Consider the following 24891-nt stretch of genomic DNA (forward strand, 5'->3'; position numbering starts at 1 on the left):
TTCTGGTTATAGTAAACCACGCCAATAGTATTGAGCGCAATCCCTTCCAGCTTACGCTTACCCAATTCGCGGTGAATAGCTAAAACTTTCTGATAATAGTTGAGGGCTTGGTCATACTGTTCTTGCTGGCGGTAAAGGTAAGCAATATTACCAAGGGTGGTGCTTTCATCAGCCTGATTCTTAACTTCCCGGTGAATAGCTAAGGCTTGCTGATAATAGTTGAGGGCTTGGTCATATTGTTTCTGTTGATGGTAAACCAGGCCAATAGTATTCAGCGCAATTCCTTCCAGCTTACGCTTACCCAATTCTTTCCGAATTGCTAGGGATTGCTGGTAATAGTCTATAGCTTTGACATACTCCCCTTTCTGGTTGTAAATCCCTCCAATCCAAAATAGAATATTCTGTTCTAATCCCCGAAAACCAGTGGGTTTAGTAATGGCATTTGCCAACTCCAGGGTTTCCAGCCCTTTATCCAATTCTCCTTGATTGTTATACAATATTCCCTTCAAGGTCAGGGCTACACCTTCCCTTAATTGATAACCCTCTTCTCGACTCAGGGCATGAGCTTGCTCCAGAAACTCCCCAGCTTGGTTTAATTTCCCTGACCAGATATAAGCTGAGCCGATCCAATTCAGAGCGTAGGCTTGATAGTAGCCTGCTAGAATGCGTACGCTTTTCCCAGTCTTAGCTACTTCTTTGATAATACTCAAACCTTGCTCTAACCTATCAAAGGCTTTGTCATACTCTCCTTGGGAGGAGTAAACTGAGCCAAGATTAACCAGAGCATAACCAATCCCAAGCTGATTACCTACTTCTTGGTTAATGGTTAGGGCTTGCTCCAACAATTCCAGAGCCTTAGGATACTCTTCGAGATCCGAATAAACTGTTCCGATATGGGTCAGGGTTTCCCCTTCTCCCTTACGGTCTCCATTACCTTGACGGATTTTCAGAGCTTGCTGCAATACTTCCAGAGCTTTGCTTTCTTGAGATAATAAATTGTAAACCTGTCCAAGGCCATTAAGAGCTTGAGCAACACCTGTAGAGTTTCCCAATTCCCGATAAATCTTCAACACTTGTTGATAACTCTCCTTGGCTTGAGGCAACTGACCTTTAACAAACTCTGACCTTGCCCTATCCAATAACTGCTCAGCTTGAGTGGCTTGGTCTGGAGTCGTTTGTGCCACTGCTGGAGCAACTCCCAGATTTTCTGGAGCTAGGATCGGTGAGAGCAGGCACATTAAGGTAGCACTAGCTAGCTTGAGACAGAATACAGGAATAGTAGAGTAAGTACCCATCGAAAAATCAGCCACTTGGTAGTTTCTTACTATATATCCTTAGGTGGTGGCAGTTTTATGCAGATTTTACTATGGAAGTTTTAAATTGGGTGAGGGAGTAGGGAGTAGGTTGAAGGTTAGCAGGTTGAAGGTTGAACGCGATCGCGTGGCCAAAGGCCAAGGTTGAACGCGATCGCGTGGCCAATAGGCCAAGGTTAGTGCGTAGGGTGAGTTAGGGGCGGACTTGCCCTTATTGTTCGCTTCGTAGCCAGGGTTGAGATAGTCCGCCCCGTAACGCACCACTAGACGTAATGATTTACCCAATATTATTGAGGGTAGTACTTTACCCTGAGCGTACACCAATGTCTTCAGCAATCGCTACAGCTTGCTGGTAGTAGTCTAAGGCTCGGTCATACTCACCCTGATTCTGGTACACTGAGGCAATATTATTGAGGTTAGTAGCAACACGTACACGACCAAGATCCCCCAACTCTTGGTTAATCCCTAAAGCTTGCTGATAATAGTCTAGAGCTTGGGGATACTTCCGTTGCTTCTGATATATCGAGCCAATGTTGTTGAGTGTAGTCGCAATTGTGATCGAGTCGTTTAACCTTTTGCTAATAGTTAAGGCTTGCTGGTAGTAATCTAAAGCTTGGTTGTACTTTCTCCAATTGTTGTAAACTCCCCCAAGATTATTGAGGAGGTTTGCACTACTTTTCTGGTCATCATTTTTTTTAGTAATGGTCAAGGCTTGCTGGTAGGAATCTAGAGCTTGGTCATACTTTCCCTGATAGTTGTAAATTTGCCCAATAAAATTGAGCGCGATTGTTTCTTGAGAGGAGTCTTTGATTTGTCGGGTAATGGCAAGGAGTTGCTGATAAAACTCCAGGGCTTGGTCATAGTTGCCTTGTCTGATTTGAGCTACTCCAAGCACTCTCAGGATATTGACTTGATGGGGGTAATTTTTAAGTTCTCGAAAAATCTCTAAGGCTTGTTGGTAGTAGTCTATAGCTTGGTCAGGCTTGCCAACTTTAAAATAATCTACCCCAATTTCCATAAAATTTAGACCTTTTACAGTCAGATTTTCAATGGTTTGGGAAATAGCTAAAGCTTGTTGATAATAGTCTCTCGATTCCTGAGACTTTCCCTGTTTTTCATAAACCTGACCAAGATTAACAAGGGTAGTGCTTTCCCCAGCATGATTCTTAACTTCCCGGTGAATAGCTAAAGCTTGCTGATAATAATCAATGGCTTGGTCATAGTTTTTCTGTTTATCGTAAACCAAGCCAATAGTATTCAGCGCAATTCCTTCCAGCTTACGCTTACCCAATTCTCGGCAAATTGCTAGGGATTCCTGGTAAACCTCTAGGGCTTGGAGATACTCTCCTTTTTTGTTGTAAATCCTTCCAGTCTCAAACTGGATATTCTGTTCTAATCTCCGACTCCGAGTTGGTTTATAAATGGCTAACCCAAGCTTCAGGGTTTCTAGCGCTTTATCCAATTCCGCTTGAGCAGTATACAGTATTCCCTTCAATATCAGGGCTGCACTAACCTGATATTGATAACCCTCTTCTCGACTCAGGGTATGAAATTGCTCCACAAACTCCCCAGCTTGGTCTGGAGTGGTTTGTGCTACTGCTGGAGCAACTCCCAGATTTTCTGCGGCTAGGCTCGGTGAGAGCAGGCACAGTAAAGTAGCACTAGCTAGCTTGAGACATAATACAGAAATAGTAGAGTAATTACTCATAGACACACCGGTGACTTGACAGTTGATTACTATATATATCTGTAATTGGTGGCACTTTTATGCGAATTCTACTAAATAATTTTTCAATATCAAGCAACTTGCTCTGATCTGATGTCAAGATAATTACTATTAATAAAAATCTCCCCACACCTCCCCCCACTCCCCACACCTGTGATGACAACTCCCCAAGCTATTGACTGGAATTCCTTAGCCTCGGAACTTACCGGAATAGAAATTATTAATGACCCGACCAAAGTTGCTAAATTATCCCTAGACTACTACCACTTCAGTCCGGTACTGGAATCCCAGCTGAAGGATAAACGGGGGAATATGGTAGTTCGTCCCACTACGGTGGCGGAAGTCCTGGAAATAGCTAGGGTTTGCGTTAAGTACAAAGCTCCCCTAACCGTAAGAGGCTCAGGCACTGGTAATTATGGTCAGTGTATCCCCCTCAACGGTGGTCTGATTCTCGATACTACTCGCCTGAATCAGATTAACTGGATAAAACCGGGTTTAGCCTCTGTTCAGCCTGGGGTAAAGCTAGCCGCCTTTGACAAAGAAGCTCATAAAATTGGCTGGGAATTGCGCATGGCTCCCTCTACCTATCGCACCGCTACTATTGGTGGGTTTATTGGTGGCGGCAGTGGCGGCATTGGTTCCATTACTTATGGAGTATTACGCGATCGCGGAAATCTTCATGCTGTCCAAGTCGTAACCCTCGAAGACCAGCCCCGTGTAATCGAATTACGGTCAGATCAGGTACAGAAGGTGAATCACGCCTATGGCACCAATGGTATTATCACCGAATTAGAAATACCCCTAGGGCCAGTGTATCCTTGGGCGGAAGTGATCGTAGTCTTTGATGACTTTATGACTGCGGCTAGATTTGGTCAAGCCTTAGGTGATGCGGATGGCTTGATTAAAAAACTGATTAGCATTCACGCTTGGCCAATTCCATCCTACTTTGCCGCTCTCAGCAACTACCTTCCCCAAGCTAAGCACTGTGCCTTGCTGATGATCGCAGAATCTTCCCTAGAGCCATTCCAGGATTTAGTTCGGGAGTATGCTGGAGAAGTCACTTACCAGAAGAGTGCCCATGAAGCTAGTAAGGGAGTCAGCCTAGCAGAGTTCACCTGGAATCATACCACCTTACACGCCCGTAGTGTTGATCCCAACCTCACCTATTTACAAACCTCATTTGTGAATCTGGAGCAGGTGGAGCATCTGTATCACCACTTTGGGGATGAAGTGATCATGCATTTAGAATTTATGCGAGTGGCAGGAAAACTGATACCAGTGGGACTACAAATCGTTCGGTATAGTTCTGAAGACCGTTTAAATGAAATTATTCGCTATCACGAAGACTATGGCGCTATGATTGCTAATCCCCACACCTACATCCTAGAAGATGGGGGTATGAAAACCGTTGATATGGAACAGTTGCGGTTTAAGGAAATAGTTGATCCCTATGGATTGATGAATCCCGGTAAAATGCGAGCCTGGAAGCATCGGTAGAGTAAGGAGTGTGGGAAGTGTGGGGATAAGCAGTCAGCAGTCAGCAGTCAGCAGTCAGCAGTCAGCGGTCAGCGGTTAGCCGTCAGCGGTCAGCCGTCAGCTTATTTTATTCAAAAGCTGTTCCGGTAGCGTGGCCATAGGCCAATGGCTGTTCCCGTAGCGCATAGGCTGATAGCTGTTGGCGTAGCCTGCGCGTAGCGCATATGCTTACCTGTGGATAGTGAAATAAATATGGACACAACTGGACTCGAACCAGTGACCCCCACGATGTCAACGTGGTGCTCTAACCAACTGAGCTATGCGTCCAAACCATTCATTATGATAGCACATATTTAGAATATAGCAATGCTCAGGAACGTTTGAGGGAAATTGCCTATTGCCTATTGCTAGCATGCCTATTGCCTATTGCCTTTCCTTAAAATTCTTTTGAAGGAGGACATGAGGGATGAGTTCTGCTAAAATGTCCTGGTCGTTCAGCCTTTACCAACATCTTTATCTTTGAGTCAACCAATAGAAACCGCCAGTATCGATACATTAGCCAAGGAACTCGCAGCCATACAGCAAACTGGTTCTAAGCGAATTGCCTTGTTGGGGTCACGTCACGTTCCTATCACCCATCAGAATCTAATTGAGATGATGAGCTATGCCTTAGTGCAAGCGGGTAATCGTCTGATTACCTCTGGTGCGACCGGAACCAACTTAGCTGCCATTCGAGGTGCTATGCGAGCCGATCCGTCCTTGCTAACGGTAATTTTGCCCCAAAGTCTTCAGCGACAGCCACTGGAATCCCGGAAATACTTGGAGAAGGTAATGCATTTGGTGCAAAACCCCCAAAATGATACCTTGTCTCTTGCTGAAGCTAGTGCCTTGTGTAATGCCGAAATTGTTGCGAGGTGTCAGCAATTAATTTGTTTCGCATTCCATGATAGCCGTACCCTCCTCAACACCTGTAAGGAGGCGGAACAGCAAAACAAGGTTGTTACTCTGTTCTATTTTGATTAGTTGTGATGAATTGTGATTAATTTTGATTAGTGTGAGCTAGACTATGCATCTATCCGGTTCGGGAATTTTACTTTACTGTATTGTGGGGGCAACGGTTTTAATATATCTACCATTTCTGGTAGTTGGCTACAGCCGTTTAAAACTAGGCTATGACCAAAGTGCTCCTCGCGCCATGTTTGATCAGCTACCGCCCTATGCCCAACGAGCGACTTGGGCACATCAGAACTCCTTTGAAACCTTTATTATATTTAGCGCAGCCGCGTTGATGGCCTATGTAACGGGTCAGAATTCAACTCTCGCCATCGGCTGTGCGATCGCATTTGTAATTGCCCGAGTCTTCTACTCGGTGTTTTACATTCTCAATATTCCCTTGGGGCGATCGCTGATGTTTGCCATCGGCTCTCTTTCCACTGGTACTCTGTTTGTTCTGAGTCTAAGCAGCGTCAGTGGCTAGACGAGATCAAGTCCACTTGCTTCGGGCCTTGATAGTTTTAGTTATTGGTCATTTGTCTTGAGAGCCACCAGGTTGAGCCACCTCCCCAAGACTATGGGCTTATCCAATACTGATGCTACCGGCCTTGATATAAATAGGTTGAAAAATTTTGTATAGGGTGCAACAAATTTCCATTTTGGTTTTAAGCTGTTAGATAGTGAGCCACCATTGCTCACGCCCTACCGCTGACCGTTATTAATTATGGCTAGTACCTATTCTTTTGATATTGTTAGTGACTTTGATCGACAAGAGTTGGTCAATGCTGTGGATCAAACTATTCGTGAAATCAAAAGTCGTTACGACCTCAAAGATACTAAAACCACTGTCGAATTAGGAGAAGAATCTATCACCATCAATACTGATAGTGAATTTACCCTAGATGCTGTGCATACTGTTCTTCGTACCAAAGCTGCGAAACGGGAACTTTCGCAAAAAATCTTCGACTATGGTAAAATAGAATCAGCTAGTGGTAATCGTGTCCGCCAAGAAATCACGCTAAAAAAAGGCATCAGCCAAGAATATAGTAAAAAAATCACCAAATTGATTCGAGATGAATTTAAAAAAGTACAAGCCTCGATTCAAGGTGATTCAGTTAGAGTAACTAGCAAATCTAAGGATGACTTACAAAATATCATCCAGCGGTTGAAGCAAGAAGATTTGCCAGTTGCTTTGCAATTTACTAACTATCGATAAGTAAGTTATCAGCTATCAGCCGTCAGCCGTCAGCCGTCAGCCGTCAGCCGTCAGTCGTCAGCCTTGGCCAAAGGCCACGCTACGCGAACAGCCGTCAGCCGTCAGCCGTCAGCCGTCAGTCGTCAGCCGTCAGCTTATTTTATTCAAAAGCAAATCAAGTAGCGTGGCACAGGCTTCTAGCCTGTGACCCATAAGCTGATAGCTGATAGCTGATAGCTGATAGCTGATAGCTGATAGCTGATAGCTGATAGCTGATAGCTGATAGCTGATAGCTGATAGCTGATAGCTGATAGCTGATAGCTGATAGCTGATAGCTGATAACTGATAGCTGATAACTGATAGCTGATAACTGATAGCTGATAGCTAAATGCTTACACTCTAGACTACTATGGCTTGATACCAGAAATGACTTCCTTAGCTGCTGCTAATGTGCGGTCAATATCCTCCTCGGTGTGAGCTAGGGAGGTAAATCCTGCTTCAAATTGTGAGGGGGCTAGGTAGATTCCACGCTCTAACATGCCGCGATGGAAAGAAGTGAATTTGGATAAATCAGAGGTTTTGGCATCATCGAAGTTGTGAACAGGAACACCAGTAAAGAACATGCCAAACATAGCGCTGATGTAACCACCAGTAGTTGCATGACCGCTATCTTTAGCAATTTGCAGCAGTCCCTCGGAGAGCTTTTTAGTAATAGTCTCTAGCTGTTCATAGGTACCCGGTTTTTTCAGTAACTCCAGGGTTTTAATACCTGCTGTCATGGCTAGAGGATTCCCGGAAAGGGTTCCGGCTTGATACATTGGCCCAGCTGGTGCCACCATGGACATGATATCCTTTCGTCCGCCATAGGCTCCCACGGGCAAACCACCACCGATGATTTTGCCTAGGGTAGTCAAGTCAGGAGTGATGCCAAATTTCTCCTGAGCACCACCGTAGGCAATCCGGAAGCCAGTCATCACTTCATCAAACACCAGTAGAGCGCCATGGTTTTGAGTAACTTCCCGCAAGCCTTCAAGAAAACCAGGTACAGGAGTGATGAAACCAGAATTCCCCACCACAGGTTCTAGGATCACCCCAGCAATCTCATTGGGATATTGCTCAAATAAAGCTTTAACTTCCTCCAAGTTGTTATAGGTAGCGGTTAACGTATTAGCAGTGGCAGACTTAGGAACACCAGGGGAATCGGGTAAACCTAGAGTAGCCACTCCAGAACCAGCTTGTACCAGCAGCATATCAGCGTGACCATGGTAGCAGCCGGAAAATTTGATAATTTTGTCCCGTCCTGTGAAGGCACGCATCAGTCGCAGCACTGCCATACAGGCTTCGGTCCCAGAATTAACAAACCGCACCATTTCAATACTAGGAACAGCGTCAATCACCATTTCTGCTAGCACGTTCTCTAGGGCAGAGGGAGCGCCAAAACTGGTACCCTTATCTAGAGCCTGGTGCAATGCCCCAATAACTTCCGGATGAGCATGACCGCAAATAGCTGGTCCCCAGGTACCTACATAGTCAATGTACTGGTTGCCATCTACATCCCAGATGTATGCTCCTTTAACTTGGTCAAATACAATCGGTTCTCCGCCTACTGATTTAAAGGCTCTGACTGGGGAGCTGACCCCTCCTGGCATTAGGTTCTTGGCAGCGCTGAAAATTTCTTGTGATTTGGTGGTTTTAAACGAGGTGGTGGTAACCAAAATAGTCTCCTAATATCAATAGTGTACGGGTTAGTTGAAAATAAGGTAAAAAGCTCTAAGCCCATTACCCCCCTTAAACAGGGCAATAGGTCACTTCGGCCAAAGTGCGCTTTCCAATGGGCGAGTAAATCGCCCTTGGGTCGCACTTCAGGGAACTTCGGCTTAGGGGTAATACTGGACAAGAGATCATTATCCTATGGAGCCAGATCCCTTTTGAATTTGTAAAGAAAGAATCCAGATTTACTAGAAATCTGAACACTGAAAGCCCCGCATCTTTAGATCGGGGATGAAAGTGACTAGCGAGTTTAGTCGCCGTGTCACTTTTATTTTATCTGTACTTGAAAGATTACGCCCAACCTGTTAGCGTAAGAATAGAGCGAGTGAGGTCGAAATTCGTTCCCTTAGCGTGACCGTTCCCGTAGCGTGACCGAAGGTCAAGGTCAAGGTCAAGGTCAAGGTCAAGGTCAAGGTCAAGGTCAATGATTATTGTTGAGATGAAAGCCTACGGCAAAAGCCATCAATATTTAGCTATAGATGAAGCTATTCGGACAGTTAAATTTATTCGCAACAGTTGCATTCGCCTATGGATGGACAATAAAGGAACGGGTAAATATGACCTTAGCAAGTACAGTAAAGTACTGGCTAAAGAGTTTCCGTTTGCCAATGAATTAAACTCAACAGCTCGACAAGCTGCGGCTGAAAGAGCATGGTCATCGATTTGTCGTTTCTTTGAAAACTGTAAGAAGAAGGTACCAGGAAAGAAAGGCTTTCCCCGCTTCCAGAAACACTGTAGATCAGTCGAATACAAGCAGTCAGGATGGAAACTGTCCCCTGACAAGAAGTCGATTATCTTCAGTGACAAAAAGGGAATAGGAAAGCTGAAGCTTAAGGGGACATGGGACTTGTGGCGTTTTGACAAAAAGCAAATCAAACGGGTTCGTATAGTTAAAAGAGCTGATGGTTATTACGTTCAGTTCTGTATTTCCATAGATGTAAAAGAACAATTAGACCCGGCTGATGCCACTGTAGGATTGGATGTAGGACTAAAAGAGTTCTATACCGATTCTAGGGGAAACACTGAACCATCACCTCGCTTTTATAGGGTAGGGGAGAAGCGTCTAAAATTTTATCAACGCCGAGTATCTCGGAGAAAGAAAGGCTCATCTAACCGTAAGAAAGCCGTTAATAGATTAGGCAGACAGCACCTCAAAATAAGTAGGCAACGTAAAGAACATGCCAAGAGACTGGCACGTTGCGTAATCCGGTCTAACGACCTGGTCGCCTATGAAGATTTGAGAGTAAAGAATCTGGTCAAAAACCATTGTTTAGCTAAGTCTATTAATGATGCTGGTTGGTATCAATTTAGAAAATGGTTGGAGCACTTTGGCAAAAAGTTTGGCAGAGTCACTGTTGCAGTTAATCCTGCCTATACAAGCCAGAACTGCTCCAAATGCGGTGAACTCGTGAAGAAGTCACTATCCACTAGGACTCATATCTGCGAATGTGGATGCGAACTAGATAGAGATCACAACGCCGCTATCAACATTTTAAAAAGAGCCTTGGGTACGGTGGGGCACACCGGAACCTGGATCATAGATCCGAACGCTTCGGGAGATTTGACCGCTACTGTTCTTGGTTCCGGCCAGGTTCAGCAAGTCGAGTCTGTGAGCGAAGAATCCCCGCGCCTAAAGGCGCGGGGAGTGTCAATGATCAATATTTACTGATCAATTGGATGTCAGGGGTGGTATCTTGTAGGGTGTATCTAATTAAAGCTGTTTGACCCGCTGGGTGTTTCCATCCGTTGCCCTAAAACTATGTCAGCATCTGAACCGACTTCCATTAGCCAAGCTATCCCAGTTGACCAAGTTCGCTACAACGATCAAGGACTAGTGCCAGCCATTGTCCAAGATTACCTCGATGGTACGGTATTAATGATGGCTTGGATGAATCGGGAGTCATTGCAAAAAACCCTCGATACAGGAGAAACCTGGTTTTGGAGTCGCTCTCGTCAGGAATTGTGGCACAAGGGTGCTACATCTGGGCATTTACAAAGGATAAAATCCATCCGCTACGATTGTGACAGTGATGCTTTACTCGTGACCGCAGAACAAATTGGTGATATTGCCTGCCATCTTGGTGAGCGTAGCTGTTTCCATCAAGTGGACGGTAAGAAAGTAGCCCCTCCAGCAGATACATTGTCTCAGTTGTTTGAAATAATTTGCGATCGCCGTGACCATCCCGTAGAAGGGTCTTATACCTGTAAGTTGTTTAAGGGTGGGGATAATAAGATTCTTAAAAAAATTGGGGAAGAAGCGGCAGAAGTGGTAATGGCGTGTAAGGATGATCACCCGGATGCGATCGCATCTGAAGTAGCAGACTTGCTCTATCACAGCCTAGTTGCTATGGCTTACCATCAGGTTGATGTACGGGATGTTTATCGCAAATTGCAACAGCGCCGTAGATAAGTGTCAGACAATCCAGTTTAATAATTGGGGAAAAAAACGTTTAATAACCGAGATACTTTTTGCCATTCCATCAGGAAAAACCTGAGGTTTATTATCAATGATTCCTTGAATCGTTTGCCTCATGACCTTAGCCGGATCAGTTATTATAAAGTCCGGCAACTCCTGATTTTCTTTAGCAAGGGTTCCGTACTGTTTGCACTGGAGAATGGGAGTACGGCTGTAAAAGGGATAAACAGTTGTAACCTTGACGTTATAAATTTTAACTTCATTTAAAAGCCCTTCGCTGAATCCTCGCAACCCGAATTTACTAGCACCATAATGAGCCATACCAGCGGGTGCCACCCAGCCAGCAGCAGAGGAAATATTAACTATGTGACCTTGGCGACGCCTAATCATATCAGCGGCAAATAGAGAACTTAACCGCATTGGTGCCAGCAGATTTACCTGCATCAGCCTTTCCCATGTTTCTCCAGGAACTTCGTCCATGCGACCAAAAAGCCCAATGCCAGCATTGTTGATCAAAATATCGATTTCTATTCCCAGGTCTTTAACCTGACGATAAAGGGTTTCGCATCCGTCACGTTCAGAAAGATTAATCCCCAAAAGAGCAAGTATATCCCCAGTTTTAACCTCCCGTTGAATAGCCTCGGCACGCTCTTTAAGAAGAGTTTCATCAAGATCGGTGAGGATCAAATGGCTACCAGCTTCTAATAATTGCCGAGTCAGTTCCTGACCGAATCCACCGGAGGCACCGGTGATGAGTACCACAGCTCCATGGAGATCACTCATATGGTTCAAATTTTTGCTCTGGGTTAAATTTTAGGAGATTGGAGTATTCCCCATAGTAATAAAAACCAGGGTACATTAATGTTAGGTATCAGCGACGCATATTTTATTAATGCTGGCCAAAACATTGGAGCTATAAAACGTAGAGAGCGTAGTGATACCGGACGTAAACCGTCTTTATCGATGATTCCATAGTAATCAGCTAGTTCTGCAACAATTCGAACACGGCCTGTAAAGCGCATTACAGTTCGGTCTGCAGCAAGGGCAGCAATAACGCGCCCTGTTAGTAAAGGAGTTTCCCAATTATAGCCTTGAGAGATCACTTGGCTTTGCTGATTACGTGGTTTATCTTCTCCCATTTGCAAAGCCAAACTGGAAATATGCTCGGTACCAACTATGCCTGGCCAAATCGAAAGGGATGCCACATTATATGGCTTCAGTTCAACAGCCATATCCGCAGCAAGTCGATCACAAGCGGCTTTACCCGCCCCGTATGCGGCACCAAAGATGTAAGACATGCCGCCCCAGGATGAGATGGTGCAAATCAGCCCCTGCTGACGCTGAATCATCAGTCGAGCTGCAAAAACACTGGCAATATAATGGCTGCGGAGACCGACATGATTGACAGCATCCCAAAGATTCTCAGCGCATTCCCAAAATGGTTTTTCGTATGCATCCGTCAATGCCTGCACTCCTGAAAACGCATTATTGACCAGCAGATCCAGTTGTCCCTTCTGCTCGTCTTGAATCCGTTCAAAGAGTAAGCGGACTTGTTGGTCGTCGCTATGATCTACCATTACCGGAATACAAATCCCACCAGCATCTTGCACAGCTAATTGGGTTTCCTGAAGACTACCGGAAACTCCCTCTGTAACATTGGAACTGTCGAGACTACGACCGGTAATATATACCGTAGCACCTTCCTCTCCAAGGCCAATCGCAATTCCTTTACCAATACCACGGCTGGCACCCGTGACTAAGGTTACTTTGCCTTCAAGGCTCCCCATAATTGCTTTTTTTGATATTTATTATATTATTTAATGGTAGCATTTTTTTGACCGTAAGCATTCAGCCATCAGCCGTCAGCCGTCAGCCGTCAGCCGTCAGTTTTGTGGCACAGGCTTTGGCCTTGGCCTTTCGGCCACGCGTGCGCGTTTGGCCACGCTGTGCGAACGACGCTGGGAGGTGACTTTACTCAGCATTATTCCAATGCTTACTTGTTTTATTCAAAAGCACCTCAAGTAGCGCATTAGCTGATAGCTGATAGCTGATAGCTGATAGCTGATAGCTGATAGCTGATAGCTGAATACTCACTTTTGACCTTTGCTGGTTGGGATTTTTATCTAAACTTCGATTATCGCGTTTTGGGAACTATCCAACTAAACAATAAAACGAATAATCACCAGTAATCATAACATAAAAATAATAAAAATGCAAGTAGTTATTATTGGTGCCGGCATGTCTGGTATCTGCATGGCTATTAAACTTAAAAAAGCCAAAATACCTTTCATTATTCTAGAAAAATACTCTCGAATTGGAGGGACTTGGCGGGATAATAACTACCCAGGATGTGCCTGTGACATTCCCGCTCATTTATATTGTTACTCTTTTGAGATGAAATATGATTGGAACCAAGTTTATCCCTCTCAGCCAGAGATATTGAAATACTTAGAACACTGCACACGTAAATACAATATTTATCCCCATATCCGTTTTAATCAAGAGGTTATTAGCGCCCATTTCAATGCCAAAAATTGCCTCTGGTATGTTGACACAGCTGATAATAAAACTATAACAGCTAACATACTGATCAGTGCCTGGGGAGGTTTAAATTTACCCAAACTACCGAATTTGGGTAGCTTGGAAACCTTCAAAGGAGTCTCGTTTCACTCAGCTAGATGGAATCACAGCTTTGATTTAACTGATAAAACTGTGGCAGTTGTAGGAACTGCAGCGAGTGCAGTTCAATTTATCCCAGAAGTTGCAAAAAAAGTGAAACAACTATTCATTTTTCAAAGAACTCCTAACTGGATTACTAACCGAGACGATGGGACTTATTCACCCCAGATGCAATGGTATTTTAAGAACTTCCCTATTCTGATGCAACTCCACCGGGGATTACTATACTTACGTAATGACTTAATCAGTTTTCCCCTATTCACTACTGGAAGTTTTATTGGTAAGTACCTGCGAAAACAATTGGAAAAACGCATACACCAGGAAATTGCTGAATCCCGAGTAGGGGATGCGGTGATGCCCAGCTATCAACCAGGTTGTAAACGAATTTTAATTAATAACGACTTTTATCAAACCCTGAACCGAAAAAATGTAGAATTGATTACAGATAAGATAGAAAGCATAACTACTGATAGTCTGCTAACCGAACAAGGAAAAGACTATAAAGTTGATGCTATTATCTATGCTACAGGATTTAACTATTTGTCCTACAAAAAAATAGATATACGTGGTAAAAATGGAGAGAGTCTAGGGGAGATATGGGGCAACGAACCAGAAGCGTATCTTGGTATTTCTGTTCCCAATTTCCCTAACTTTTTTAGTCTTTTAGGACCGAACACTGGTTTAGGTCATAGCTCAGTTATTTTAATGGTAGAGTGCCAAGTTAATTATATTATTGGCTGCTTGAATAAAATGCTCACAGAAGACTGGAAATCTCTGGAAGTGAAGGAGGAAGCAATGGAACGTTATTATCAGGATTTATGGAAAACTATGGAAAAAAGGGTGTGGACAAAAGAAAACTGTATGAGTTGGTATCAAAATAAAGATGGCAAAGTATTCGCTTTGTGGCCTGGTAATACTATTCAATATTGGTGGGCTACAAGAAAACCAATTTTTGATGACTATATTTCTACCTAGCCTAGTTGCGTTCGCGTAGCGGCTCTTTGAGAGCATCGCTTTTTTTGACCAAATCCTGTAAACTCGGCCAGGTAGTCTTAACCAAAGATAACTACCTTGGCTTACGATAATATATGTAAATATCTCGCCGAAAACTACCCAGCTGATTTGGTCAGGTGGCTTCATGGTCTTGAAGTTACTGAAATATCGGTGCTCAAAACTGAGTTAAATACTGAACCGATTCACGCCGATTCCTTGACCCTGCTGCAAACGCCAAATCAAATATTGCAGTGGGAATTTCAAACCCTGCCAGCTTCCAAGCCATCCCTACCATTGCGGATGCTCAAGTATTGGGTCAGACTCAAAGAAAAGTATAACTGTCCCATAGAGCAGGTAGTGATATTTCTCAAGTTCACCACCTCATCCAAAGCTTATACTAACCAGTTGCTGGAGAGTAATACCAGTCATCGCTATCGAGTAATCAGGATGTGGGAGCAAGACCCGGAGCAATTTTTGGCCAATCCCGCCTTATTGCCTTTTGCCACTTTAGCATTCAGTGAGTCTCCCAACAGATTATTAGAGCAAGTGGCGGCAGCAGTCGATAGGATTGAAGAACCACTAGCTTTTACTAACATATCCGCTTGTACCCAGTTACTAGCTGGCTTGCGGTTTGACCAAAGGTTGATCACAGAATTATTTCCGGAGGACGTGATGCAAGAGTCTGTAATTTATCAGAAGATAATTCAAAAAGGACATAAACTTGGTTTACTCGAAGGAAAACGTGAAGGAAAACTCGAAGGAAGGCAAGAGGAAGGTTACTCAATCGTGATACGTCAACTGACCCGTCGGTTTGGGAGTGTTTCAGACCAGCTACAACAGGGGATTCAAAAGCTTTCTGTTGCTCAATTGGAGGAGTTGAGCGAGGCGTTGTTGGATTTTGAGACAGTCACCGATATAGCTGTGTGGTTGGCATCCCATCAGCAATAAAAAAAGCGATGCTCTCAAAGAGCCCCTACGCAAACGCGCGGAAGCTTCGCTTCATCGCTTATGCGATCGCTTTTTTTGACCAAATCCTGTAAACTCGGCCAGGTAGTCTTAACCAAAGATAACTACCTTGGCTTACGATAATATATGTAAATATCTCGCCGAAAACTACCCAGCTGATTTGGTCAGGTGGCTTCATGGTCTTGAAGTTACTGAAATATCGGTGCTCAAAACTGAGTTAAATACTGAACCGATTCACGCCGATTCCTTGACCCTGCTGCAAACGCCAAATCAAATATTGCAGTGGGAATTTCAAACCCTGCCAGCTTCCAAGCCATCCCTACCATTGCGGATGCTCAAGTATTGGGTCAGACTCAAAGAAAAGTATAACTGTCCCATAGAGCAGGTAGTGATATTTCTCAAGTTCACCACCTCATCCAAAGCTTATACTAACCAGTTGCTGGAGAGTAATACCAGTCATCGCTATCGAGTAATCAGGATGTGGGAGCAAGACCCGGAGCAATTTTTGGCCAATCCCGCCTTATTGCCTTTTGCCACTTTAGCATTCAGTGAGTCTCCCAACAGATTATTAGAGCAAGTGGCGGCAGCAGTCGATAGGATTGAAGAACCACTAGCTTTTACTAACATATCCGCTTGTACCCAGTTACTAGCTGGCTTGCGGTTTGACCAAAGGTTGATCACAGAATTATTTCCGGAGGACGTGATGCAAGAGTCTGTAATTTATCAGAAGATAATTCAAAAAGGACATAAACTTGGTTTACTCGAAGGAAAACTCGAAGGAAGGCAAGAGGAAGGTTACTCAATCGTTATACGTCAACTGACCCGTCGGTTTGGTAATGTTTCTGACCAGCTACTTGAGGGGATCCAAAAGCTTTCTATAGCTCAATTGGAGGAGTTGAGCGAGGCGCTGTTGGATTTTGAGACCGTCACAGATTTGACGGTCTGGTTAGCTGAGCATCAGCAATAAACAGGATGCGTAAGCATTCAGCTAATTTTAGAATTAAGAATTAAGAATTAAGAATTGAGAATTAAGAATTAAGAATTAAGAATTAAGAATTGAGAATTGAGAATTTGGAATTCTGTATTCGACATTCACCATTCACCATTCTGGATTTTACATTCTGCATTCTTAATTATACATTCTTAATTCTACATTCTACATTCTACATTCTTAATTCTACATTCTGACCAACAACCTTCAACTTAAAACAGACATTTGATACCGTCCCAAGGCCAACAACGGGAAATATTGTTGATAGAAGTGGTACTTTAAATAAAAATGACTGGGAAAACCTGTGCCTGTAAACTCGGTTTCATCCCAACTGCCATCGGGCTGCTGAGTTGACACTAAGTAGTTGACTCCCATCTCAATGGCATCCATTGCCCAGTTGCCAGTAGCTTCTCCTGCTGCCATTAAACCAATTAAAGCCCAAGCAGTTTGAGATGCAGTACTGATTCCTACTCCCTTAAGACTGGGATCATCGTAACTAAGACAGGTCTCACCCCAGCCACCATCAAGGTTTTGACATTTCACTAGCCAAGCCGCACCCCGTTCTATACTACGTTGGTGGCTGTGAGGCGCTACCTTAGATAAGGCTGAAAGAGCACTACTGGTGCCATAGATATAGTTAACCCCCCAACGACCAAACCAGCTGCCATCGGTTTCCTGTTCCTGAATCAAAAATGCGATCGCTTTCTCTAACTGCTGGGATTCTATGGATAAATTACACGAACCCAGCATTTCCAGGACCCGTGCCGTCACATCCGCTGTGTTAGGGTCAATCATCGCTTTCAGGTCAGCATAGGGCAGAGAATTGAGCCAGTGTTGATTATTATTAATATCAAACGCCGCCCAACCCCCTTGCTTACACTGCATTGATGCTATCCAAGCCAAGCCACGAGCCATGGCTGCCTGCTTTAGTTTCTGATTAGGCAGTTTCAAGCTATTCAAGGCCATAATCACCACTGGGGAATCATCTAAATCGGGATAGAAACGGTTTTGAAACTCAAAGGCCCATCCTCCTGGTTTCCCTTGGGGATTCTTCACCACCCAATCCCCATAGTCTAGTATTTGCTGCTGCAACAACCATTCTCCACCCCGAACTAAAGCTGGATGATCCGGTTCTAAACCAGATTCCACCATCCCTCGCAATACCCAAGCTGTATCCCAAACTGGGGAAACACAGGCTTGGACTCGGTAGCTGTCAGGGGTTTCAATGGCAAAGCGATCAATGGCTTCCAGTCCCCGTTGCACAATCGGATCAGCAAGATCATAGTTGAGACAACGCAAGGCTAACAGGGAATTCAACATGGCTGGAATAATTCCCCCCCAGTCTCCTGTGGCTTCTTGCCTCTCCAAGACCCATTTTTCCGCTGCTGCCAGTCCCTCCTTCCGGAATGGAACTAAATTCAAGTCTTCTGCTAACTTAAATCCATCATCAAGCAGTACAAATAAATCTGTCCAATCGGAATTGCGAGGTAGCTCAAACTTGGCGTGATCAGCTCCTTCGGTATATAACTCGTCTAGATTGATCCTTGGCTGAATATCAAATACTGGCTTCTGGTCAAAGACAATTAATAAAGGAACTGTACTTCCCCTTGCCCAGCTAGACATTTCATAGATAGTAAAGGGAAACCATTCCGGAAACAACATTATCCAGGGGGGAATCGAGGGAATCCCGCGCCAGCTATAGCAGCCAATCAAGGCTAAATGAAATTTGGTGAAAATCCGGGTTTTGGTGATGCCACCCCGTCTGAGAATAAAATCCCTGGCTCGGACCAAAGCTGAGTCACTGGCAGGTACCCCCAAAAGGCGGAGTGCCATATAAGCTTCCACCGAACAACTCAAATGCCCACCATCACCATAGAAAAGTTCCCAGCCACCGTGTTTCTGCTGTTGAGAACGCAGATAGGCTTCCGCTTTATGTAAAGGTCGTTGTTTGTCAGTTCCCCAAATTTTATGGAGTAGGACAATCTCCGCTGTTATGGTGACATTAGATTCCAGTTCTGCCCACCAGTAACCGTCGGGATATTGCTGAGCGAGTAGATAGCTTTGGCTATTTGCGATCGCTTCTGTAACCCCTGATTCTACAATCCTGTCTTGGGTTTGCATATTTTACCGTTGCACTTCACACACCACATTCAAAGGTGCGCGCACCTTTGGTTACGTTATTTTGCTACTTGTAGTGGAAAATTAGCAATAGGTATCAATACAAATGGATACAATCGGATTAGGAATCACTGTTCTATCCTTAGGGATTTGGATCGGATTACTAGGATTTCGGGGTCAGTTTTGGCGAGCAGACCAACGGCTGGTTATAGAGAAATTCCCTACCAGGTCTGTAGGTGAAGGGGAATCCTTACCCAGCGTTTGTGCTGTAATTCCAGCTCGTAATGAAGCTGAGTTGCTCCCCACGACATTGCGATCGCTTCTGGCTCAAGACTATGCTGGCTGCTTGAAGGTGATTGTAGTGGATGACCAAAGCACTGATCAAACCTGCACCATTGCTCAAGCCCTTGCCCAGGAAAGCAACGAATCCTCCGAACGATTCCAACTAGAAGTATTATCCGGTCAAGAGCTACCCCCTGGCTGGACTGGTAAACTCTGGGCCTTAGAACAAGGGATTTGTCATGGGCAGCAGCAAACCCCAGCCCCAGATTATTTTTTATTTACCGATGCTGATATTGAGCATGATCCAGCTAATCTCCGTCAACTGGTTACCAAAGCCGAGATGGAAAATTTGGATCTAGTTTCCCTAATGGTGTTGCTCAGATGCCAAGACTTTTGGGAGCGACTACTTATTCCTGCCTTTGTGTTCTTCTTTCAAAAACTGTATCCCTTTGCTTGGGTCAATAATCCCACAAAATCCACTGCGGCTGCGGCTGGAGGATGTATTTTAATTCGCCATCAAGCCTTAAACCGCATCGGTGGCATTGAGGTGGTGCGTCAAGCATTAATCGATGATTGCGCCCTAGCTCAAGCAGTTAAATCTAGTAGACTTCTTGCAGAAGTCGGGAACAGGGAACAGGGAACAGGGAACAGTGGACAAGAATTGACGCAAAGCGATGCAGCGCGGTCTTGGGGGTTTCCCGCAGGAGCGACTGCATCAAGAACACTATCAGAAAAATACTTTTGCAACAGGTCTAGTAATCAGTCGAGATCTTCCTCTGGTTCCCTTTCTGGCCTTGGTGGCATTTGGTTAGGGCTAAGTCAATCAACCCGCAGCTTACGACCATATCCTTCTTTAGCGAGTATCTGGAATATGATTGCTCGCACGGCTTTTACCCAACTAGAGTATTCCCCATGGCTATTAGTAGGTACGGTGATGGCAATGACGTTAATTTATCTAGTACCCCCGATTGGTTTGATCGTTAGTATTTTGACTGGACATTGGCTGAATGCGATCGCATCCTTTGTGACATGGTTACTGATGGCTTTAGCTTACTTACCGACACTGCGTCTCTATCAATGTTCTCCTCTGCTGGCATTTTGCTTACCTGGGATCGGATTGCTGTATACCCTGATGACCATAGATTCAGCATGGCGACATTGGCAAGGAAGGGGTGGTGCTTGGAAAGGAAGAGTTTATTCGGTTGAAGGTTGAGGGTTGGAGGTTGAAGGTTAACTGTTGAAGGTTGAATGTTGGAGGTTGAATGTTGAAGGTTGAATGTTGGAGGTTGAATGTTGGATGTTGGATGTTGAAGGTTGAAAGTTTACTGGTATAGCAGTCGAAGTAAAGGTTAAGACATAGTTTTGTTACCATATCCGCTGTTGCATATTACCTATTACTCTTTCCATAACTATAATTCCTTGTCTATAATTCCTTTCTACTGCCCCTAATGCATTTTTTTATTAACTTTTGTTAAAATCCGCATAACTTCTTGAACTTTACCTGATAAATCAATAGTGGTATTTGAAAACAAGTATGCTCAAAATCAACTCGAAGCCTAAGCAGTAAATGGTAATTTATTGATTGACTATTTTATTAGGATTTAAAGGGTTTAAATAATTCAACCTTAATCAAAATATTGGCTTGTGATATAAAGGCATTCAGCTAATTTTAGTCTACGAAGGTTTCAAAATATCGATAAACACTAGCTGATCTCGACAAAGGATAGGATTTATGTTGGATAAAAATATAGTAACTATTTTTAGTGTTTTTTCCATGTCTTTAGGTTTAACTATTGCTCTGGCTGGTGATATTCATGCAGAGAGAACATTTCCTGATGCTAATGTTCCCCTCGTTGCCCAGTCTCTAGACGTATTGACAAATGAGATTGGATTTCCCATTGAGCTGGACTTAACCAAAGCACAAATTCGAGGAACTTTGCCAATTGACAAATTCCGGGAAGATTTAGTTAACTCTATCAATCAATATGATGGGTATTACATCAAGAATACTCGTTATAACAAGTGGAAGATCAACGATATTAATCTTCAGTCTATTGACCATGGTGGAGCGACATTTTCCTTTACGGTAAATTTGCGTAAGTATGAATGCATCAATATTCCAGGTGTTGGCAGGAAGTGTACTCGCCTGTTTTCTGTAACACCTAGTGGTGATGTCAGTCTTGGTATTGCTATACGTAATAACGATTTACAAGTTGCTTACCGTAAGCATAATGTGCGTGGACGGGGATGGTATTCTGATGCTTTGACTCTTCTTGAAGGTGTATTTCGCAATCAAACAGTTAAAGCGGTCAAGAAGGGTTTGGCAAATTTTGATGGTGTCAATTTGATTTCCTATCTTAAAGATGCGGGCGTTGATAAAAAGTTGAAACCCTATGGATTAAGCCTAGATAAACTTGTTAAGGCTGGTGTTTCTATTAACGCCGATGTTACTCCACAAGGGCTGAACTTTGTAATTGATTTACCTAAGACCATCACCCTTGAATAATTACTTAAGCTGTTAGGCACTAATGCTTAACAGCTTATTCATATTTATTTGATTTTTTCTAAAACTTGGTTATCTCTAATAATGTCCTCTATTAGATTAATAACATAAGTTCGTTGTCGAGGCACCAAATATTCTGTTTCTATGAATCCTATCACAAAGGATAAGATTCCACTACCAGGTCTAAAGGAATAGTCAACTATTTGAGATTCCATTTCAAAATTTCCAATACAATCAGGCTTATAATTAATATTGTATTGGATATATCCTCGATAGTTTCTATCGATAAGTTACCTGAATTTTTTTTCGTACTTGATAAATTCTACATCACTAAGCAACAACTGTAATTCATTAGGTTGAAGCAGTGATTTTCTAATTATACCTCTTGCTTCCGCTTTATGTATCGAGACTTTCTTTAAACTATTAGGTTTACCTATATTTTTGATTTCAAAAACTTGCGCTATGTCTGGGTAATTGTCAAATTTTTCAGGTAATTTTACTGTTTTAGTGGGAAGAACGCTAAATAGACTTGCTTCCACTACCATCAGTAATATGATTAAGCTAACTGACGCTATTTTATTCAGTCCTAAATTTAATCTTTTAAATAAATACTTACTAGCTATGGGTGTAAATAGTATAAAAACCAACATACTAAAGGCTTTATACTGCTTAAACGATTCTTGATTATTTAATAATTCGGCTATCCAAGCTCCAATAGCATTAGTTAAGAGTCCTACCACTATAGCTAAGACTACATTATTTAAAAAAAATTGATAAAATTGACGTAAGCGGTTATTCATAATACAAGCGGTATAAGCCAGTTCGAATCAATTTGAGTGTAACAACAGCGGTTGGATATCTAACTCCTCTCCCCCCACACTTCCGACACTTCCCCTTTGACCCTAATCTAAGAAAACACCCCTGTTACCACCACCCTACTGGGCAAATTGCTGAAATTTGCGCCAATATAATAGTTTCGGTGTGAAAAGTGAACTATTTAACCAATGCCCAAACTGACTTGGAGCTTGCCCCATGTAACTCCAGCTGCGATCGCTGCAGCGTTTCTACTAACTCCCAATGGTCTAGCCAATGAATCTCAACCAAAGTCTACAACAGCCCAGGAATTATCCGTAGCAGTAGAGTTACTTCCCCCCATCTCTGTGGGCGTGATGGAGCAGGTGACACCTGTTTCCCAGTTGTTCCTAGGATCACCAACAACGGAATTACCAACAACTACACAAGAGTTTGAGAATGAACTAACTCCCAATCTCGAACCCAATATCGAACAGACAGATGATCCGATGGATCAGGTCACATCAGTATCCCAGTTATCGGATGTCCAGCCCACAGATTGGGCATTCCAAGCCTTACAATCTATCGTAGAGCGCTACGGTTGTATGGCAGGATATCCTGATGGTAGCTATCGTGGCAATAGTCCCCTCAACCGTTATGAATTTGCTGCTGCTCTCAATGCCTGTTTCGATCAGCTCAGTAAGATAATTGTTGCTCCCAATTTGGCATCGTCCTACTTTAAAGAGGATCTAGAAGCAATCAAGCGTTTGCAATCAGAGTTTACCCTGGAACTAGCTCGACTGCGTGGTAACCTCGATGCTGTCACCGCTCGTACTGCTGAAGTCGAAATTACTGAGTTTTCCACCACTACTAAGCTCAATGGCGAAGTAGACTTTATCCTAATTGACTACTTCACTGATAACAAAGCTGCCCCTTGTTGCAGTAATCCAACTCAAGACGATAGTCTTACCACTACATTCACAGGTCTTGCCCTATTATCCTTTGATACCAGTTTCACCGGTAAAGACCTGTTACGCACTAGAATCGATACCACCGATGTGCCTGAATTTAATAACCCCCTTGATGGCACAGACATGACCCTCTATGACTTTGAGACAGATACTGACCAGGAATTTGTCTTAACCGAACTATATTACCGATTCCCGATTAGCGATCGCATTCAAGCCCATATTGCAGCAGCCGGTCTGTCAGCCGATGAGATTACTGACCCCCTCAATCCCGTCTCAGCCCTCTCCCGTTTTGGAGTACATAACCCCGTTTATCGCCTAGCTGAAGGTGGTGGAGCTGCTATTCGTTATCAATTTAATGACTCCATTAGAATCAGTTTAGCTTATCTAGGTAGTGCCGCTAGTATCTCTAATCCCACCGAAGGTAATGGACTATTTAATGGTCAATTTGGTGCTTTTACTCAGCTAACCTTAACACCAAATCAGCGCTTAGGGATTGGATTGAATTATGTCCATTACTATTCTCCTGAACCCAACTCAGGAATTGATGTCACTGGCAGTACTGGCAGTCAATTTTCCCAAGCACCCTTTGGTGATCAAACCGCCACCTCCGCTAATGGGTTTGGCTTACAAGGGAGATATCGACTTAGTCCTGGTTTTGCCCTTGGGGGTTGGCTTAGTTATATCAATGCCAACGCCGAATCCTCTCCCCGCCAAAGCGGTTTGGATGGCTCAAAGGGGGCTAAAGCTGATATCTGGACTTGGGCTATCACCATGGCATTTCCCGATTTAGGCAAAGAAGGCAATGAATTAGGTTTCGTGTTTGGAATGCCTCCTAGACTAGCTGAAAATGATATTAACAGTCGTCAAGATTTGGATGTATCTATCCACTTAGAAACCTTTTATCGCTACCAAATTAATGACAATATCTCCATCACTCCCGGTCTATTTGTAATTATATCTCCAGAACACAACAGTAACAACAATAGTATCGTAGTACCAATGTTAAAAACTAAATTTATTTTTTGATTTGTTGTAAGCAATCAGCCCTCAGCCCTCAGCCCTCAGCCCTCAGCTGAAAGCTCACGCTACTTGAGGTGCTGTCAGCCGTCAGCTTGAAATAAACCTGTTTGGCCTATGGCCACGCTACGGGAACGGTATATAGCAATTCTCATAGCTATGAGGTACACAATTTCGGGATTTTAGGTAATAGGTAATGGGTAATAGGTAATAGGTAATAGGTAATGGGTAATAGGTAATGGGTAATGGGTAATAGGTAATAGGTAATAGGTAATAGGTAATGGGTAATGGGTAATAGGGATGCGCTGCATCAAGACAGGGAATCAGCTTCAAATAATACTGTACCTCATGACTGTGATCAACGCTATAATTTTCGAGATTAATGAGAATTGAAAGTCACCAGGAAAGTCCATCTAAGCATATGCAGAAAGCTGATAGCAGAAAGCTGATAGCAGAAAGCTGATAGCAGAAAGCTGATAGCAGAAAGCTGATAGCAGAAAGCTGATAGCAGAAAGCTGATAGCAGAAAGCTGATAGCAGAAAGCTGAAAGCTGATGGCTGATAGCAGAAAGCTGAAAGCTGATGGCTGATAGCAGAAAGCTGATAGCTGATAGCTGATGGCTGATAGCTGATAGCTGATAGCAGAAAGCAGAAATCTGAAAGCTGAAATCTGATAGCTGATAGCTGATAG

Annotated in this window: 22 protein-coding genes and 1 tRNA gene; 13 read left to right on the forward strand and 10 right to left on the reverse strand. The window is 43.5% G+C overall.

Annotated features, from left to right (window positions below):
* The 3 genes from F6K63_RS25440 to F6K63_RS25450 all read right to left on the reverse strand — a co-directional run.
* A partial coding sequence (locus tag F6K63_RS25440; RefSeq protein WP_287313432.1) for a tetratricopeptide repeat protein occupies positions 1-1310 on the reverse strand: 1310 nt, incomplete at its 3' end.
* 54 nt (positions 1311-1364) lie between these two features.
* Positions 1365-1598: a hypothetical protein gene (locus F6K63_RS25445; RefSeq protein WP_287313433.1), complete on the reverse strand. Its 234-nt coding sequence runs from the start codon at positions 1596-1598 to the stop codon at positions 1365-1367.
* Positions 1599-1617: 19 nt separating this feature from the next.
* A complete protein-coding gene (locus tag F6K63_RS25450; RefSeq protein WP_287313434.1) occupies positions 1618-3021 on the reverse strand; it encodes a tetratricopeptide repeat protein in 1404 nt (467 codons plus the stop codon).
* A gap of 174 nt (positions 3022-3195) precedes the next feature.
* Between F6K63_RS25450 and F6K63_RS25455 the strand changes: the two genes are divergently transcribed.
* Positions 3196-4536 carry an FAD-binding oxidoreductase gene (locus F6K63_RS25455; protein WP_287313435.1) on the forward strand — a complete coding sequence of 447 codons (1341 nt, stop codon included), beginning with the start codon at positions 3196-3198 and terminating at the stop codon, positions 4534-4536.
* 232 nt (positions 4537-4768) lie between these two features.
* Here the strand turns inward: F6K63_RS25455 and F6K63_RS25460 are convergent.
* Positions 4769-4842 (reverse strand) — tRNA-Val (locus tag F6K63_RS25460).
* Between the two features lie 192 nt (positions 4843-5034).
* On the opposite strand from F6K63_RS25460, the gene F6K63_RS25465 reads away from it, so the two are divergent.
* From F6K63_RS25465 to F6K63_RS25475, 3 genes are all read left to right on the forward strand, one after another.
* Positions 5035-5538 carry a DNA-processing protein DprA gene (locus F6K63_RS25465; RefSeq protein WP_287313436.1) on the forward strand — a complete coding sequence of 168 codons (504 nt, stop codon included), beginning with the start codon at positions 5035-5037 and terminating at the stop codon, positions 5536-5538.
* 43 nt (positions 5539-5581) lie between these two features.
* Complete coding sequence (locus F6K63_RS25470; protein WP_287313437.1) at positions 5582-5992, forward strand: MAPEG family protein; 411 nt, start codon at positions 5582-5584, stop codon at positions 5990-5992.
* Between the two features lie 240 nt (positions 5993-6232).
* Complete coding sequence (locus F6K63_RS25475; protein WP_287313438.1) at positions 6233-6724, forward strand: YajQ family cyclic di-GMP-binding protein; 492 nt, start codon at positions 6233-6235, stop codon at positions 6722-6724.
* Positions 6725-7110: 386 nt separating this feature from the next.
* Here F6K63_RS25475 and hemL read toward each other — a convergent pair whose 3' ends face one another.
* Positions 7111-8418, reverse strand: a complete 1308-nt coding sequence (hemL, locus tag F6K63_RS25480; protein WP_287313439.1) for a glutamate-1-semialdehyde 2,1-aminomutase — start codon at positions 8416-8418, stop codon at positions 7111-7113.
* Positions 8419-8897: 479 nt separating this feature from the next.
* On the opposite strand from hemL, the gene F6K63_RS25485 reads away from it, so the two are divergent.
* Together F6K63_RS25485 and hisIE are read left to right on the forward strand one after the other, a co-directional pair.
* Positions 8898-10142: an RNA-guided endonuclease InsQ/TnpB family protein gene (locus F6K63_RS25485; protein WP_008190491.1), complete on the forward strand. Its 1245-nt coding sequence runs from the start codon at positions 8898-8900 to the stop codon at positions 10140-10142.
* A gap of 90 nt (positions 10143-10232) precedes the next feature.
* Complete coding sequence (hisIE, locus tag F6K63_RS25490) at positions 10233-10883, forward strand: bifunctional phosphoribosyl-AMP cyclohydrolase/phosphoribosyl-ATP diphosphatase HisIE (protein ID WP_287313440.1); 651 nt, start codon at positions 10233-10235, stop codon at positions 10881-10883.
* 3 nt (positions 10884-10886) lie between these two features.
* Here hisIE and F6K63_RS25495 read toward each other — a convergent pair whose 3' ends face one another.
* Together F6K63_RS25495 and F6K63_RS25500 are read right to left on the reverse strand one after the other, a co-directional pair.
* Entirely contained in the window at positions 10887-11672 is a 786-nt protein-coding gene (locus tag F6K63_RS25495; protein ID WP_287313441.1) for an SDR family NAD(P)-dependent oxidoreductase, read from the reverse strand.
* Positions 11673-11695: 23 nt separating this feature from the next.
* Positions 11696-12676 (reverse strand): SDR family NAD(P)-dependent oxidoreductase, encoded by a 981-nt coding sequence (locus F6K63_RS25500; protein ID WP_287313442.1) that lies wholly within the window; start codon positions 12674-12676, stop codon positions 11696-11698.
* A 47-nt stretch (positions 12677-12723) separates the two neighbouring features.
* On the opposite strand from F6K63_RS25500, the gene F6K63_RS25505 reads away from it, so the two are divergent.
* The 4 genes from F6K63_RS25505 (at position 12724) to F6K63_RS25520 (ending at position 16494) form a co-directional block, all read left to right on the forward strand.
* Positions 12724-12858 carry a hypothetical protein gene (locus F6K63_RS25505; protein ID WP_287313443.1) on the forward strand — a complete coding sequence of 45 codons (135 nt, stop codon included), beginning with the start codon at positions 12724-12726 and terminating at the stop codon, positions 12856-12858.
* Between the two features lie 242 nt (positions 12859-13100).
* Positions 13101-14543, forward strand: coding sequence for a flavin-containing monooxygenase (locus F6K63_RS25510; RefSeq protein WP_287313444.1), 1443 nt, complete (start codon positions 13101-13103; stop codon positions 14541-14543).
* A gap of 96 nt (positions 14544-14639) precedes the next feature.
* Positions 14640-15509 carry a DUF4351 domain-containing protein gene (locus F6K63_RS25515; RefSeq protein ID WP_287313445.1) on the forward strand — a complete coding sequence of 290 codons (870 nt, stop codon included), beginning with the start codon at positions 14640-14642 and terminating at the stop codon, positions 15507-15509.
* Between the two features lie 127 nt (positions 15510-15636).
* On the forward strand, positions 15637-16494 hold the full coding sequence (locus F6K63_RS25520; protein ID WP_287313446.1) for a DUF4351 domain-containing protein: 858 nt from the start codon (positions 15637-15639) through the stop codon (positions 16492-16494).
* A gap of 231 nt (positions 16495-16725) precedes the next feature.
* Here the strand turns inward: F6K63_RS25520 and shc are convergent, their stop codons facing one another.
* Complete coding sequence (gene shc, locus F6K63_RS25525) at positions 16726-18639, reverse strand: squalene--hopene cyclase (RefSeq protein WP_071105911.1); 1914 nt, start codon at positions 18637-18639, stop codon at positions 16726-16728.
* 103 nt (positions 18640-18742) lie between these two features.
* Here shc and F6K63_RS25530 point away from each other — a divergent pair, with 103 nt between their 5' ends.
* Positions 18743-20131, forward strand: coding sequence for a glycosyltransferase (locus tag F6K63_RS25530; RefSeq protein ID WP_287313447.1), 1389 nt, complete (start codon positions 18743-18745; stop codon positions 20129-20131).
* Between the two features lie 519 nt (positions 20132-20650).
* Entirely contained in the window at positions 20651-21424 is a 774-nt protein-coding gene (locus tag F6K63_RS25535; protein ID WP_287313448.1) for a hypothetical protein, read from the forward strand.
* Between the two features lie 287 nt (positions 21425-21711).
* On the opposite strand, the gene F6K63_RS25540 is transcribed toward F6K63_RS25535, so the two are convergent.
* A complete protein-coding gene (locus tag F6K63_RS25540; RefSeq protein ID WP_287313449.1) occupies positions 21712-22221 on the reverse strand; it encodes a hypothetical protein in 510 nt (169 codons plus the stop codon).
* Between the two features lie 204 nt (positions 22222-22425).
* On the opposite strand from F6K63_RS25540, the gene F6K63_RS25545 reads away from it, so the two are divergent.
* On the forward strand, positions 22426-24210 hold the full coding sequence (locus tag F6K63_RS25545; RefSeq protein ID WP_287313450.1) for an iron uptake porin: 1785 nt from the start codon (positions 22426-22428) through the stop codon (positions 24208-24210).
* 117 nt (positions 24211-24327) lie between these two features.
* On the opposite strand, the gene F6K63_RS25550 is transcribed toward F6K63_RS25545, so the two are convergent.
* On the reverse strand, positions 24328-24534 hold the full coding sequence (locus F6K63_RS25550) for a hypothetical protein (protein WP_287313451.1): 207 nt from the start codon (positions 24532-24534) through the stop codon (positions 24328-24330).
* Positions 24535-24891: the final 357 nt, after the last annotated feature.

The organism is Moorena sp. SIO1G6 (assembly GCF_010672795.1).
Classification (GTDB): Bacteria; Cyanobacteriota; Cyanobacteriia; order Cyanobacteriales; family Coleofasciculaceae; genus Moorena; species Moorena producens.

Bases quoted from the DNA above. Each gene is read 5' to 3' on its own strand.
- F6K63_RS25450 (WP_287313434.1), bottom strand. From the start codon at position 3,021: ATGAGTAATTACTCTACTATTTCTGTATTATGTCTCAAGCTAGCTAGT.
- F6K63_RS25455 (WP_287313435.1), top strand. From the start codon at position 3,196: ATGACAACTCCCCAAGCTATTGACTGGAATTCCTTAGCCTCGGAACTT.
- F6K63_RS25470 (WP_287313437.1), top strand. From the start codon at position 5,582: ATGCATCTATCCGGTTCGGGAATTTTACTTTACTGTATTGTGGGGGCA.
- F6K63_RS25475 (WP_287313438.1), top strand. From the start codon at position 6,233: ATGGCTAGTACCTATTCTTTTGATATTGTTAGTGACTTTGATCGACAA.
- F6K63_RS25485 (WP_008190491.1), top strand. From the start codon at position 8,898: ATGATTATTGTTGAGATGAAAGCCTACGGCAAAAGCCATCAATATTTA.
- hisIE (WP_287313440.1), top strand. From the start codon at position 10,233: ATGTCAGCATCTGAACCGACTTCCATTAGCCAAGCTATCCCAGTTGAC.
- F6K63_RS25495 (WP_287313441.1), bottom strand. From the start codon at position 11,672: ATGAGTGATCTCCATGGAGCTGTGGTACTCATCACCGGTGCCTCCGGT.
- F6K63_RS25500 (WP_287313442.1), bottom strand. From the start codon at position 12,676: ATGGGGAGCCTTGAAGGCAAAGTAACCTTAGTCACGGGTGCCAGCCGT.
- F6K63_RS25510 (WP_287313444.1), top strand. From the start codon at position 13,101: ATGCAAGTAGTTATTATTGGTGCCGGCATGTCTGGTATCTGCATGGCT.
- shc (WP_071105911.1), bottom strand. From the start codon at position 18,639: ATGCAAACCCAAGACAGGATTGTAGAATCAGGGGTTACAGAAGCGATC.
- F6K63_RS25530 (WP_287313447.1), top strand. From the start codon at position 18,743: ATGGATACAATCGGATTAGGAATCACTGTTCTATCCTTAGGGATTTGG.
- F6K63_RS25535 (WP_287313448.1), top strand. From the start codon at position 20,651: ATGTTGGATAAAAATATAGTAACTATTTTTAGTGTTTTTTCCATGTCT.
- F6K63_RS25540 (WP_287313449.1), bottom strand. From the start codon at position 22,221: ATGAATAACCGCTTACGTCAATTTTATCAATTTTTTTTAAATAATGTA.
- F6K63_RS25545 (WP_287313450.1), top strand. From the start codon at position 22,426: ATGCCCAAACTGACTTGGAGCTTGCCCCATGTAACTCCAGCTGCGATC.